14 protein-coding genes and 1 pseudogene are annotated in these 12,527 nt (G+C 72.0%); 8 read left to right on the forward strand and 7 right to left on the reverse strand.

The genetic code is table 11. The annotated features are described in order from the left end of the window. Both ESO86_RS04385 and ESO86_RS04390 read right to left on the reverse strand, forming a co-directional pair. Nucleotides 1-923: pseudogene (locus ESO86_RS04385) on the reverse strand (polyketide antibiotic transporter); the annotation flags it as partial. Continuing rightward, nucleotides 920-1,879: an ABC transporter ATP-binding protein gene (locus ESO86_RS04390; protein WP_129233665.1), complete on the reverse strand. Its 960-nt coding sequence runs from the start codon at nt 1,877-1,879 to the stop codon at nt 920-922. The pseudogene ESO86_RS04385 and the gene ESO86_RS04390, both read right to left, overlap by 4 nt. A 124-nt stretch (nt 1,880-2,003) precedes the next feature. On the opposite strand from ESO86_RS04390, the gene ESO86_RS04395 reads away from it, so the two are divergent. Then, nucleotides 2,004-2,402 carry a hypothetical protein gene (locus tag ESO86_RS04395; RefSeq protein WP_129233666.1) on the forward strand — a complete coding sequence of 133 codons (399 nt, stop codon included), beginning with the start codon at nt 2,004-2,006 and terminating at the stop codon, nt 2,400-2,402. Between the two features lie 71 nt (nt 2,403-2,473). On the opposite strand, the gene ESO86_RS04400 is transcribed toward ESO86_RS04395, so the two are convergent. Both ESO86_RS04400 and ESO86_RS04405 read right to left on the reverse strand, forming a co-directional pair. Then, on the reverse strand, nt 2,474-3,142 hold the full coding sequence (locus tag ESO86_RS04400; protein ID WP_129233667.1) for a potassium channel family protein: 669 nt from the start codon (nt 3,140-3,142) through the stop codon (nt 2,474-2,476). Further along, complete coding sequence (locus ESO86_RS04405) at nt 3,135-4,580, reverse strand: TrkH family potassium uptake protein (RefSeq protein WP_129233668.1); 1,446 nt, start codon at nt 4,578-4,580, stop codon at nt 3,135-3,137. The genes ESO86_RS04400 and ESO86_RS04405 overlap by 8 nt, the downstream gene beginning before the upstream one ends. Nucleotides 4,581-4,650: 70 nt before the next feature. On the opposite strand from ESO86_RS04405, the gene ESO86_RS04410 reads away from it, so the two are divergent. Further along, entirely contained in the window at nt 4,651-5,091 is a 441-nt protein-coding gene (locus ESO86_RS04410) for an ArsR/SmtB family transcription factor (RefSeq protein WP_129233669.1), read from the forward strand. 21 nt (nt 5,092-5,112) lie between these two features. Here ESO86_RS04410 and ESO86_RS04415 read toward each other — a convergent pair whose 3' ends face one another. Next, nucleotides 5,113-5,622, reverse strand: a complete 510-nt coding sequence (locus ESO86_RS04415; RefSeq protein ID WP_129233670.1) for a GNAT family N-acetyltransferase — start codon at nt 5,620-5,622, stop codon at nt 5,113-5,115. 138 nt (nt 5,623-5,760) lie between these two features. On the opposite strand from ESO86_RS04415, the gene ESO86_RS04420 reads away from it, so the two are divergent. Both ESO86_RS04420 and ESO86_RS04425 read left to right on the forward strand, forming a co-directional pair. Further along, nucleotides 5,761-5,859, forward strand: a complete 99-nt coding sequence (locus tag ESO86_RS04420; protein WP_003792170.1) for a 30S ribosomal protein bS22 — start codon at nt 5,761-5,763, stop codon at nt 5,857-5,859. A gap of 120 nt (nt 5,860-5,979) precedes the next feature. Beyond that, entirely contained in the window at nt 5,980-6,261 is a 282-nt protein-coding gene (locus ESO86_RS04425) for a glutaredoxin family protein (protein ID WP_207207010.1), read from the forward strand. A 21-nt stretch (nt 6,262-6,282) separates the two neighbouring features. Here the strand turns inward: ESO86_RS04425 and ESO86_RS04430 are convergent, their stop codons facing one another. After that, nucleotides 6,283-7,533: a cation:proton antiporter gene (locus ESO86_RS04430; RefSeq protein WP_207207011.1), complete on the reverse strand. Its 1,251-nt coding sequence runs from the start codon at nt 7,531-7,533 to the stop codon at nt 6,283-6,285. Between the two features lie 264 nt (nt 7,534-7,797). Between ESO86_RS04430 and ESO86_RS04435 the strand changes: the two genes are divergently transcribed. Next, a complete protein-coding gene (locus ESO86_RS04435) occupies nt 7,798-8,715 on the forward strand; it encodes a DUF559 domain-containing protein (RefSeq protein ID WP_242492201.1) in 918 nt (305 codons plus the stop codon). Nucleotides 8,716-8,811: 96 nt separating this feature from the next. Here ESO86_RS04435 and aspS read toward each other — a convergent pair whose 3' ends face one another. Then, nucleotides 8,812-10,155: an aspartate--tRNA(Asn) ligase gene (gene aspS, locus ESO86_RS04440; RefSeq protein WP_165307316.1), complete on the reverse strand. Its 1,344-nt coding sequence runs from the start codon at nt 10,153-10,155 to the stop codon at nt 8,812-8,814. 229 nt (nt 10,156-10,384) lie between these two features. Between aspS and ESO86_RS04445 the strand changes: the two genes are divergently transcribed. The 3 genes from ESO86_RS04445 to ESO86_RS04455 are packed head-to-tail and all read left to right on the forward strand — an operon-like array spanning nt 10,385 to nt 12,396. Next, nucleotides 10,385-11,029 carry a histidine phosphatase family protein gene (locus tag ESO86_RS04445; RefSeq protein WP_129233673.1) on the forward strand — a complete coding sequence of 215 codons (645 nt, stop codon included), beginning with the start codon at nt 10,385-10,387 and terminating at the stop codon, nt 11,027-11,029. Then, nucleotides 11,029-11,628 (forward strand): TlpA family protein disulfide reductase, encoded by a 600-nt coding sequence (locus ESO86_RS04450; RefSeq protein ID WP_129233674.1) that lies wholly within the window; start codon nt 11,029-11,031, stop codon nt 11,626-11,628. Before ESO86_RS04445 ends, ESO86_RS04450 begins: the two co-directional genes overlap by 1 nt. A gap of 15 nt (nt 11,629-11,643) precedes the next feature. Then, nucleotides 11,644-12,396 carry a cytochrome c biogenesis CcdA family protein gene (locus tag ESO86_RS04455; RefSeq protein ID WP_129233675.1) on the forward strand — a complete coding sequence of 251 codons (753 nt, stop codon included), beginning with the start codon at nt 11,644-11,646 and terminating at the stop codon, nt 12,394-12,396. The last annotated feature ends 131 nt before the right edge of the window (nt 12,397-12,527 follow it).

Here is a 12,527-nt window from a genome sequence, read left to right on the forward strand (position 1 = left end):
GCCCACGAGGCGATGGCGCCGACGTTCAGGCGCCACGCGAGTCCCACGTGCCCGCGCAGCAGCGGTCCGGCCGTGGCGCGCCCGGCACGCCCCGGCAGCAGGCTGGCCCCGCTGTCGCGCGCGGACTGGAACACGAAGACCAGTCCGATGAGCACCACGGCCAGCCCGACCGAGAGCAGCAGCGGCGCGAGGTCGTTCGCGTCGAACGGCTCGGTGCGCTGCGCCCACCCGATCGGCGAGAGCCAGCTCGGCCATGCCGCGGTCCGGACCAGCCCGTCGTCTGACGACTCGCCGAGCGCGTCGCCGAGACCGCGGACGAGGTAGGCGGCCAGCACGAGCGCGACCGACAGGGCGTTCGCGCTCCGCGACGTGCGGAACAGCTGCGCCGCGACGAGGCCGATCGCGAGGAAGGCGACGCCCGTCGCGCCGACCGCGAGGCCGGCGACCGCCGAGCCGCCGGCATCGAGCCCGCTCGCCAGGAACGCGAGGGCGACGGCGATCGCGAGGACCAGGTTCGCCAGGCCACCGTGGACGACGGTGGCCACGGTGGGGAGGGTGCGCGCCGCCGGGGTCGCGGCGACCAGCTCGGCACGGCTCTGCTCCTCGTCGCCGCGGGTGTGCCGCACCGCGAGGAACGTGCTCATCAACCCGGCCATGAGGGCGAGGAAGGCGAGGATGAGGAACACCGCGAACTCGCCCTCGCCCGCGCCGTTCGGCGTGCCGCGGAAGATCAGGATCGCCGGCGCGACGATCGTCAGGCGCAGGATGGACTCGCGTTCGGCCTCGTCGCCGAACGTGCTGCCGACCGCGGCGGTCGCCATGAACGCGAGCCCGGCCGTGCCGAGGATCCACAGCACCAGCTGGAGCCGGTCGCGCCGCGCGCGCTGCGCGACGAGCGGGAGCAGCAGGCCCACCGGGTTCACCGCGGGGACCCGGCGCCGGCCGTCGGTGCCGAGCGTCCGGCATCCGCCATCGCCGGATCATCGCCGTAGTGGCGCAGGAAGAGCTCCTCGAGGGAGGGCGGGGCGACCGTCAGGCCCTGGACGCCGAGCCGCCCGAGTTCGGGCAGCAGCGCGGCGACGCGATCGCTGTCGGCCGTGAACTGCACGCGCCCCGCGCTCACCACGACGTCGTGCGCGCCGTCGAGCGACTCGACGGCCGACTCCTGGCCCGGCACGTGCGCGAAGGCGACCGAGGAACGGGTCAGGTGACGCAGCTCGGCGAGCGTGCCCGTCTCCACCCGACGCCCGGCTCGGATGATGCTCACGCGGTCGCAGAGCGTCTCGACCTCGGAGAGGATGTGGCTCGACAGCAGCACGGTCGCGCCGTCCGCCGCGACGCGGGCGATCTCGCGGTTGAAGACCTGCTCCATGAGCGGGTCGAGTCCGCTCGTCGGCTCGTCGAGGATGTACAGCTCGGCGGGGGTCGCGAACGCGGCGACGAGCGCGACCTTCTGGCGATTGCCCTTCGAGTAGGCCCGGCCCTTCTTCCGCGGGTCGAGCTGGAACGCCTCGACGAGCCGCGCCTTCCGCTCGTCGTAGGCCGCCCGGTCGGCGGTTCCGCCGCGCAGCCGCGAGAGGAGGTCGATCGCCTCGCCGCCCGACAGGTTGGGCCAGAGGCTCACGTCGCCGGGCACGTACGCGACGCGTCGGTGCAGGTCGCCGGCATCCCGCCACGGATCGCGATCGAAGAGCCGCGCCTCGCCGCCGCTCGCCCGCGCGAGGCCCAGCAGGATGCGGATCGTCGTGGACTTGCCCGCGCCGTTCGGCCCGAGGAAGCCGTGGATCTCGCCCGACGCCACCTCCAGGTCGAGCCCGTCCAGGGCGATGGTGCGACCGAAGCGCTTCTCGAGACCGCGGATGCTGATGACGGTGGCCATGGCCGCGATGGTACGCGCGTGCGGCTGCGCGCCACCAGCGGCGCGCGATGCCGTGCGACGACGCGTCCGGGACGGCTCGCGACGGTGTCCTCCGGCGCCTCGCATCGCGGGTACGCTCAGCGCCATGGAGCCGCTCGACGTCATCGCCCTCGTCGGAGAGGTGATCGCGTGGGTCGCACTGGCGGCAGGCGGTGTCCTGCTCCTCGCCTTCGCGTTCGCGCGTATGGCCGACGGGGCATGGGATGCGATCGAGGTCGCGATCGTGGAACGCGACGACGGCACCGTGGTGCGCTGGTTCGCCGACGGGGAGTTCCACGAGCGACCCGTGGAACCGGGCGAGGAGCCGAAGCCCGACTCGGAGGACGGCGAACCGCTGGCATGGGTGCGCCGCCGCAGCCCCGACCGGCTGCGGTTCGAGGCCACCTCGCACGTGCCGCGCGTGCTCGGCATCATCGCGGTGATCCTCGTCGGGATCGGCATCCTCGCCACCGTCGCATCGACGGTCGCCGGCGTCGTCGGCTGACGCGAGACGGGACGAGACGAGACGAGCCGGAGGCGACTCCGCCGCCCGGTCGCCCGCGCCCGCGGCATCCGCTATTCGAGCGCCGCGAACTTCTCGATGTCGCCCTCGGTGCCCGACACGATGATGAGGTCGTGGTTGGACACCACCGTCTTCTCGGTCGCGTACGTGAACGGCTTGCCGGGGCTCTTCACGCCGACCACGGTCACGTTGTGGCGGGAGCGGACGCCCGAGTCGGTGAGGTTCTTGCCCCGGATCGGCTTCGGCGGGTACATCTTCACGAGGGCGAAGTCGTCGTCGAACTCGATGAAGTCGAGCATGCGGCCCGACACCAGGTGCGCCGTCCGCTCGCCGGCCTCGCGCTCGGGGTAGATCACGTGGTTCGCCCCGATGCGCTCCAGGATCTTGCCGTGCGACGTCGAGATCGCCTTCGCCCAGATCTGCGGGATCTTGAGGTCGACGAGGTTCGCCGTGATGAGCACCGATGCCTCCACGGACGAGCCGACGGCGCACACCGCGATCGAGAACTCCTGCGCGCCGATCTGCTTCAGCGCGTCGAGCGACTTCGCGTCGGCGACGACGGCGTGCGTGACGCGCTCGGCCCACTTCTGCACGAGGCCCTCGTCTTCGTCGACGGCGAGCACCTCGCGGCCGAGGCGGTCGAGCTGGCCCGCGGTGGCCGCCCCGAACCGGCCGAGTCCGATGACGAGCACTGGGGCGTCGTGCTTGATGCGATCAACCAACGATGGGCCTCTCTTCCGGTCGTCTGAACAGCTGGCGCTTCTGCGCGGCCGCGAGGGCCGCCGCGAGGGTGACCGTGCCCACGCGTCCCATGAACATGGTCGCAGCCATGACGTACTTCCCCTCGGGTGGCAACGACTCGGTGAGCCCCGTCGAGAGCCCGCAGGTGGCGAACGCCGAGATCACGTCGAAGAGCACGAAGTCGAGGGCCGACTTCGTGATCTGGGTGATGATCACGGTCGAGACGGCCACGATGGTCGCGCCCCAGAGCACGACGCTGACGGCGAGCCGCAGGATGTCGCGGGGGATGCGCCGCCCGAACGCCTCCATCGCGGGAGCACCGCGCGCCTCCGCGTACGCCGCGAGGAACAGGACCGCGAGCGTGGTCACCTTGATGCCGCCCGCCGTCGAGGCCGAACCGCCGCCGACGAACATCAGCATGTCGGTCACGAGCAGGCTCGAACCGTAGAGGTCGGCCATCTCGATCGTGGAGAAGCCGCCCGACCGGGTCATGGTCGACATGAAGAACGCCTCGTAGAAGGTCTTCACGAAGCTGAGGCCGCCGTAGGTCTTCGGGTTGTTGTACTCGAGCACGAGGAACGCGACCGCGCCCGCGACCCAGAGCGCGATCGTGGTGGTCAGGGTGAGCTTGACGTGGACGCCCCAGCGGCGCGGGCTCTTCCACGTGCGCAGCAGGGCGAAGATCACCGGGAACCCGAGGCTGCCGAGGAACACGGCGAGCATCATCAGCGACTGGAACCAGTAGTCGTCGAAGAACTCGACCGGGCCCAGCGGGTTCGGGTTGAAGCCCGTGTTCGTGAAGGCGCTGACCGCGTAGTAGGCCGAGTACCAGAGGCTCAGGCCGAAGTCGTAGCCCTTGGCGAGCACGCTCGGCATCATGCCGATCATGACCACGGCTTCGATCGCGAGGGTGCTGACGGCGACCGTCACGAGCAGGCCGCCGACCTCGCCGAGGCGCACCGCCTGCCGCTCGGAGACCGGACCCGCATGCACCCTCGACGGGTTGGTGTCGCTCGCGGCCATCAGCTTGGCGCGCAGCCCGAGCCGACGCGAGACCACGAGGCCCAGGATCGACGCGAGCGTGAGGACGCCCATTCCGCCGACGTTCATGCCGATGAAGATGATCGTGTTGCCGAACGGCGACCAGTGCGTGGCCATGTCGACGGTCGTGAGCCCCGTCACGCAGATCGTCGAGACTGCGGTGAAGAAGGCGTCGTAGAGCGGCGTGCCGCCGTTGCCGGACCCGGCACGCGCGAGCGGCAGCGAGAGCAGGGCGGTCGTGATGAGGATGAGCGTGGCGAAGACGAGGATCGCGAACCTCGACGGCGAGCTCTTCACGAGCACGTCGAACGCGTCGCGCAGGCCGCCGAGCCATGAGCGCCGGGCGGGGCCCCGACGACCCACGGTGTTCGAGGTCATCCGCCCTCCTCCGCTCGACGCGAGAGTCATGGTACTCCCCGGCCCCGGCGCGACTGGCTACCCTTGCACCATGGCGGACATCTTCGACGTGGTGGCGGATCCGACCCGGCGCGACATCCTCGGCGTGCTCCTCGACCGGGAGACCTCCCAGCCCGAGTCGGGCGGCGAGATCAGCGTCGGCGAGATCGTCACGGCGCTCGGCGTGAGCCAGCCGACGGTGTCGAAGCACCTGAAGGTCCTCCGCGAGTCCGGCCTCGTCGGCGTGCGCGAGGAGGGTCAGCACCGCTACTACCACCTCGACCGGGCACCGCTGGAGCGGCTCGAGGACTGGTTGATCCCCTTCGTGACGACGGATGCCGCGGCCGACGCGGCCACGCTGGCGGGCGCCGATGCCGGCGCCGAGGAGTCCCTGAACGACGACCAGCGGGCCTTCGCCTCGGCCATCGGGAAGGCCTTCGCCGACACGGCTCGCCAGGTCACGGCAGTCGTCGGCGCGAAGCGCCGGCGGTAGTCGCGACACGGTCGCGGAGGTTCAGCGCAGGCGCTTGACCATCTCGAGCTCGAGGCCACCGGGCTCGAGCTCGTACTCCCGGCTGTGACCGGTGTAGGCGAAGCCGCGACGCTCGTAGTAGCGGCGCGCCCGCGGGTTGTCCTCGTGCACCTCGAGGCGGAGCGTGTCGGCGCGCCCGGCCGCCCAGCGCTCGATCTCGTCGAGCAGCGCGTCGGTCGCCCCCGAGCCGCCGCCCCGCCGGTCGGGCGTGACGTAGACGCCGACGAGCAGCGGCCCGGTCGCGGCATCCGGCACGTAGCAGCCCATGGTGCCGACCCAGCGGTCGCCCTCGATCGCGACGATCACGGTCTGTGTGGCCGACTCGCCGCGCTTCGCGCGCGTGCGCCACTCGGCCTCGTCGAACTCGATCGCCCGCTCGTATCGATCGCCGAACGCGATCGGCGTGTCGCGGAGCATCTCGAGTCGGAGGTCGCGCACCTCCCGCCAGTCGTCCTCGCGGGTGGTCCGGATGACGAGTTCGGGTCGGGCCATCACCCGAACCTAGCGGATGCCGCGGGGCGGCCCGATCGATCCGGACGGCGGCTCGCGGTCGAATGGGCTAGACTACCGCGGGGCGTTTCCGCCCACGGCTGCGGCACGCGCGGCCGACCCGATCTTTGTGAGGTTTTCGTGGGTTCCGTCATCAAGAAGCGTCGCAAGCGCATGGCGAAGAAGAAGCACCGCAAGCTGCTCCGCAAGACGCGCCACCAGCGTCGCAACAAGAAGTAGTCGCTCAGCGACCACGGCAGGGCGCCGGGCCTTCGGCCTGGCGCTTTTCGCTGCCCGCGGCAGGGTCCGCACCTCCCAGCACGGCGGGGAAGGTCCGGGTGCGCGACGTATCCTGACGGGGTGAACCCGACGCTCCGCGACATCCGCCTCACCCTGATCGGCAAGCCCGGATGCCACCTCTGCGACGACGCACGCGAGGTCGTCGCCTGCGTCCGCGAGGAGCTCGCCGCCACGCCGGGGTCGCCGCGGACCACGCTCGAGGAACGCTCGATCATCGACGACGAGGCGCTCCGCGCACGGTACGCCGAGGAGATCCCCGTCCTGCTCATCGACGACGAGGTGCACGGCTACTGGCGCATCGACCCAGTCCGCCTGAAGACCGCGCTCCTGGCGCGCGGCTGAGCCCCCGCGCGGGCGGTCGCGTCAGTCGTCCGATGCATCGGGTGGGCGGATGCCGCCGCGCCGACCGACCTCCGGGGTGTCGAGCCACGTCGCCCGCGCCGCCCGGTCGGCCGCCTCGCGGCGCGCGAACCAGCCCGCGATGGGCACGTCGGTCGAGGAGTGCGCGACGATCGAGAGCACGATCGCGACCACGACGACGTGGAACATGAAGTCCGCCTCCGGCGCACCGCTCTGGAGGACGAGCAGCCCGTACAGCACCGAGGCGAAGCCCTTCGGGCCGAACCAGGCCGCCGTCGCGCGTTCCTCCCACGGCAGGCCGCTGCCGATGAGCGAGAGCTCGACCGCGGCCGGGCGGGCGAGCACCATCAGCAGCACGCCGAACAGGTAGGCCGTCCACGGCACGGAGGCGAGCAGCTCGGGGGAGATGAGCGCCCCGAACATGAGGATCGCGAGGAGCTTCATGAGCTCGGAGAACTGCCCGCCGAACTCGGCGAACGCGTCGCGCATCTCGGGGGCGGCGGTCGCGATGGTCATGCCGGCCGCGTAGGCGGCGAGGTAGAGGTTCGCGTGCGTGACGGTGCAGATGCCGAGCACGATGAGCGCGACCGCGACGGGCGTGAGCGACGCGTACAGCGGGGTGCGCGAGAACACCCTGCGTCGCACCAGCCACGCGACGACGAGCGGGACCGCGATGCCCACCGCGATGCCGAGCGCGAGCTCCTCGGCGAGCACGAGCGGCTCCACCTCGGGCCCGCCGACGGTCGCGATGAGGATGAGCACGACCGGCAGCGCGAGGCCGTCGTTGAGGCCCGACTCGACGCCGAGCAGGTGACGCACGCGGTGCGGGATCTCGGCGCGACCGACGATCGCCGACGCGAACACCGGGTCGGTGGGCGCCAGCACCGCCGCGACGAGGGCCGCCTCGAGCCAGCCGAAGCCGAGCAGCCACACGCCGAGCAGGGTCGTGATGACGAACGTGATCGGCATGCCGAGCAGCAGCGCCCGGCCGGGCAGCCGCCACGCGGCCCGCAGCTGCTGCAGCGCGACCTCCTGCCCGTCGGTGAAGAGCACCACGAACAGCGCGAGCGACGAGACGGTCGTCACCGTCGGGTCGGTCGGCTCGAGCACGATGACGTCGAGCATCCCGCTGCCCAGGACGAACCCGGCGACGAGGAACAGCACCGTCGTCGAGAGCACCGTGCGGTGCGCGATCCCGGAGATCAGGATCGCAGCGAGCAGCACGAGTGCGAACGACAGCAGCAGGGCATCCACAGGCCCGAGTCTGCCGAACACCTCGGTCGCCTGTCACCCGCCCTGCCGCATCCCCTCGCCCCGCCCTCAGCCCCGCCCCGCCCCCGCCCCCGCCCACCGAGATGACGCGAACTGCGCTCCCGGCGGCAGTTCAGCGCCGTTCGCGTCATCTCGCGGAGGGCTTGCCGGAGACGACCCGTCCTCGACAGGGGCGGGCATCGCGGGGAGCGCCCGGCTGGGGCGGAATGGTCGAGCGTCACGGGCCGCGAGGACGAGGGTTGCGGGGTGGGCACGCGCACGGGACTGCCGGAGGAGCTCGCCGGGACGGCGTTCTCGGTCGCGCGTGCGCGCCGCGCCGGGGTCGGAGCGGGTCGGCTGAGGGGCTCCGACCTGACCCGGCCGTTCCACGGCGTGCGGCTTCCGGCATCCGTCGACCTCGACCTGCTCGCCGTCTGCCGCGCCTACGCCGAGCGCATGCGGCCGTGCGAGGCGTTCAGCCACCGCACGGCCGGCGCCCTCCACGGACTCCCCGTCGCGGGTCGGCGGCCCGACGGCACGATCGACGTCGCCGCCGTGGAGCCCAACGGCCTGCCACGCGCACGCGGCGTCCGCGGGCATCGGGTCCGCCCGGAACTGGTGCGCGTCGGCACGATCCACGGGGTTCGGGCGGTCTCGGCGATCGACGCGTGGTGCCAGCTGGCCGGCGAGCTGACCGAGCGCGAGCTCGTCGTCATCGGCGACGCTCTGGTCCGTCGACGGCACCCGATCGCGACGCTCGACGGCCTGCACCGTGCCGTGGCGCGCACGGCCGGCCGCCGCGGGCACCGCCGCCTCGGGAGGGCGATCTCGCGCGTGAGACCCCGCACCGATTCGCCCGCGGAGAGCCTGCTCCTGCTCGACCTCGTCGACGCCGGACTCCCCGAGCCCGACGTCAACGTGCCGATCCACGACGCGTCGGGGCGGCGGATCGCCATCGGGGACCTCGTCTACGCGCGCTGGCGCGTGCTCGTCGAGTACGACGGCGAGCACCACCGGAAGGACCGTGCGCAGTACTCCCGGGACGTCGACCGGCTCGACGACCTCGCCCATGCGGGATGGCGCGTCATCCGGTTCAACGCGGCCCACCGCGGCCGGCGGCGGGTCGACCGCATCGACCGCGTCCGTGCGGCGCTCATCGCCGCCGGCTGGGTCCCGTCGCGCTGAGACCCGCTTCACCGAGATGACGCGAATCGCGGCTCGGGCGACGCCGGACGACCGTTCGCGTCATCTCAGCGGCCGGGCCGGGCCGGGTGGGGGCGGCTAGGGGAGCAGGCGCGTCGGGCCGCGGAAGAGGTACGTCGTCTCGCGGATCGAGTGCTCGTCGAGCATGAGCATCAGCAGGCGCGCGAGGCCCATGCCGAATCCGCCGTGCGGCGGCACGCCGTAGCGGAAGAAGTCGAGGTAGAACCCGAGCTCCTCGGGGTCGAGGCCCTTCTCCTTCGCCTGCTCGACGAGGATGTCGATGCGGTGCTCGCGCTGCGCGCCCGTCGAGATCTCGACGCCGTTGTAGATGAGGTCGTACGAGTTGGTGATGCCCGGGTCGCCCTCGCGGCGCATGTGGTAGAACGGCCGGATGCTCGAGGCGTAGTCGGTGAGGAACACGAAGTCGTGGCCGTAGGTCTCCTTCACGTACGCCGAGATCTGGCGCTCGCCCTCGGGGTCCATGTCGGCGTCGGCGCGGGGCACGACGTAGCCGCGCGACGCGACGATCTCCTTGGCCTCCGCCAGCGGGATGCGCGGGAACGGCGTGGCCGGCACCGTGACCTCGACGCCGAAGAGCTCGCGGATCTCGTCGGCGTGCTTGGCGACGACGGCCGTGAAGCCCGCGACGAGGAGTTCCTCGTGCATGGCCATGACGTCCTCGTGCGAGTCGATCCAGCTCATCTCGGCGTCGATCGAGGTGAACTCGGTCGCGTGGCGCGAGGTGAACGACGGGTCGGCGCGGAACGCGGGGCCCACCTCGAAGACGCGGCCGAGCCCGGCGGGCTGGGCCATCTGCTTGAAGAACTGCGGGCTCTGCGCGAGGTAGGCCTTTCCCTCGAAGTAGCCGAGCTCGAACAGCTCGGCGCGCGACTCGGATGCCGAGGCCATGAGCTTCGGGGTCTGGATCTCGACCCAGTCGCGCTCGACCCAGTAGGTGCGGAGGGCGTGCAGGAAGGTCGTCTGCACGCGGAAGATGAGGTTCTGCTTCGGGTGGCGGAGGTCGAGGAAGCGCCAGTCCATGCGCTTGTCCAGGCTGGAGTCGGCCGCGATCGGCGTCTCCTCGGCCTCGGTGACGACCTCGAGCGTCTCGAGCTTCACCTCGAGCCCGCCGAGCTTGACGCGCTCGTCGTGCTTGAGCTGCCCGGTGACGGTGATGAAGGTGCCGTGGCCGAGCGCCGAGATCTGCTCGGTGAGCGCGAACGCCTCGGCCGCGCCGACGCTGACGCCCTCGGGGTCGAGCTCGCGCACGGCGGGGTTCACGAGCTGCACCGCCCCCGACTCGTCGCGCAGGATGATGAACTGCACCTTCTTCTGGTCGCGGACCGTCTCGACCCAGCCGGCGACGGTGACGGGGCCGTCGGGACGGGCGGCGAGCTGCTTGACGAGGGTGCGCGTGTTCACGAGCGCCCATCCTACCGGCCGGGGATTCGGCCCCCGACCGGCCGGGCTCGCGGCATCCGCCCCGCTTCGACCGCTCATCTCCGCCCCGCCCGAGTGTCCAGGAGACGCGACTTCGCATCGCGACATCCGGCATCGTCAGGACACTCGCCGGACCGGAGTGGGGGCAGCCCGCGTGCGAGCCCGGGGCGCACGGCGGATTCCTAGGGAACCGCTTCGTAGACTGGAGGGCGTGCCGGCCGAGCAGATCCATCTCGTGCGCCACGGCGAGGTCTTCAACCCGCAGGGCGTGCTCTACGGCCGACTCCCCGGATTCGGGTTGAGCGACCTCGGCCGCGCGATGGCGGAGTCCGCCGCAGTCGACCTGGTGACGCGCAAGCGGCCGGTCGCCGCGCTCGTCTCCTCCCCGCTGCAGCGCACGCAGCAGTCGGCCGAGCCGATCGCGAAGGCGTTCCGCCTCGAGCCGACGATCGACGATCGCATCATCGAGCCGACCAACCGGTTCGAGGGCAAGCGCATGTCGGGGCGCGACTCCGCGCTCCGCGACGTCCGCAACTGGGCCTTCCTGGTGAACCCGTGGGAGCCGAGCTGGGGCGAGCCGTTCCGGGCGATCGCCGACCGCATGATCGAGGCGATGGCGGATGCCGCCGACTCCGTCGACGACGGCGATGTCGTGATGGTGAGCCACCAGCTGCCGATCTGGATGGTGCACCGCCGCGTCGCCGGGCGCTCGCTCGCGCACGACCCGCGCCGCCGTCGCTGCGCGCTCTCGAGCATCACCACGTTCGAGCGCCGCGGCGCCCGCTTCGTCGAGGTCGGCTACCGCGACCCGGCAGCCGGGCTCCAGTCGCAGGCCACCGACGTGGGGGCGGTGTGATGCGCGCACGCAGGTTCGCCGCGGTCGCCGCGCTCGCCGTGGCATCCGTCGTCGTCTTGGCCGGCTGCTCGAGCGACCCGCTCGCCGAGCAGTACCGCGAGGGCAGCGGCAAGGGCTACATCGCGGGCGACGGCACGATCGCCGAGTTCCCGGCCGAGCAGCGCGGCGAGCCGGTCGAGTTCTCGGGGACCACGATCGAGGGCGACGCGCTCGGCTCGGACGAACTCGCGGGCGAGGTCGTCGTCGTCAACTTCTGGTACGCGGGCTGCGCGCCGTGCCGTGCCGAGGCGCCCCTGCTGCAGGAGGTCTTCGAGGAGTTCGACGGGAACGGGGCGGCGTTCGTCGGCGTGAACGTCCGCGACCAGGCCGCGACCGCGGCATCCTTCGAGGAGGGCTTCGGCATCACCTACCCGTCGATCGTCGACGCGAACGACGGCGCCGTGCAGTACGCCTTCGCGGGCGACGTGCCGCCCGCGGCCGTCCCCACGACCCTCGTGCTCGACGCCGAGGGCCGGGTCGCCGCGCGCATCCTCGGCCAGCTGAAGGACGCGTCGATCCTCGAGACCATCGTGCGCGACGTCATCGCCGAGCGGGCGTAGCGGGCGGCGGCGGGCATGGACCTCGGCGAGATCGTCTTCAGCGGGCAGCTGCTCGCCGCACTCCCGATCGCGCTCGCCGCGGGGCTCGTGTCCTTCCTCTCGCCGTGCGTGCTGCCGCTCGTGCCGGGGTACCTCGGCTACCTGGGCGGGTTCGCCGATGCGAGCGCCGAGGCCGACGAGGCCCGCCGCGCGCGTCGCCGGCTGCTGCTCGGCGTGCTGCTCTTCATCGCGGGCTTCACGCTCGTGTTCCTCGTCTTCACGACCGCGTTCGGCGTGCTCGGGGCCTGGCTCGCCCGCTGGTCCGACCTGATCATCCGCATGCTCGGCGTCGTGCTGATCCTGATGGGGCTCGTCTTCATCGGCCAGTTCACGTTCCTGCAGCGCACGTTCAAGCCGTCGTGGCGGCCGGCGACGGGTCTGGCGGGGGCGCCGCTGCTCGGCATCGTGTTCGGCCTCGGCTGGACGCCCTGCATCGGCCCGACCCTCGCGGTCGTGCTCGCGCTGAGCGCCGACTCGGCCTCCGCGGGGCGCGGCGCCCTGCTGGGCCTCGCGTACTGCATCGGCCTCGGCATCCCGTTCGTGCTGGTCGCGCTCGGATTCGGCTGGGCGGCGAGCGCGCTCGCGTTCGTGCGCCGGCACATCCGCGCCGTGAACCTCATCGGCGGTGCGCTGCTCATCCTCATCGGCCTGCTGATGGTGTCGGGCCTCTGGACCATCTGGATGTACGACCTGCAGGCGGTGATCAGTGGTTTCGTCCCGGCGATCTGAGGCTGAGCGAGCGGATGCCGCGTCCGCGCGCGACACGGGCGTCGACCCGATGCGCCCGGCCGACTACGACGACGGCACCGCCGGTTCGGCGGGTGCGGGCGCGCCCGACGGGCCCGACGGCACGGCCGCCG

This window comes from Agromyces binzhouensis (assembly GCF_004135055.1).
Lineage (GTDB): Bacteria > Actinomycetota > Actinomycetes > Actinomycetales > Microbacteriaceae > Agromyces > Agromyces binzhouensis.

Coding starts and splice junctions, on each gene's coding strand:
- ESO86_RS04390 (WP_129233665.1), bottom strand. CDS start 1,879: ATGGCCACCGTCATCAGCATCCGCGGTCTCGAGAAGCGCTTCGGTCGC.
- ESO86_RS04395 (WP_129233666.1), top strand. CDS start 2,004: ATGGAGCCGCTCGACGTCATCGCCCTCGTCGGAGAGGTGATCGCGTGG.
- ESO86_RS04405 (WP_129233668.1), bottom strand. CDS start 4,580: ATGACCTCGAACACCGTGGGTCGTCGGGGCCCCGCCCGGCGCTCATGG.
- ESO86_RS04410 (WP_129233669.1), top strand. CDS start 4,651: ATGGCGGACATCTTCGACGTGGTGGCGGATCCGACCCGGCGCGACATC.
- ESO86_RS04415 (WP_129233670.1), bottom strand. CDS start 5,622: ATGGCCCGACCCGAACTCGTCATCCGGACCACCCGCGAGGACGACTGG.
- ESO86_RS04450 (WP_129233674.1), top strand. CDS start 11,029: ATGCGCGCACGCAGGTTCGCCGCGGTCGCCGCGCTCGCCGTGGCATCC.
- ESO86_RS04455 (WP_129233675.1), top strand. CDS start 11,644: ATGGACCTCGGCGAGATCGTCTTCAGCGGGCAGCTGCTCGCCGCACTC.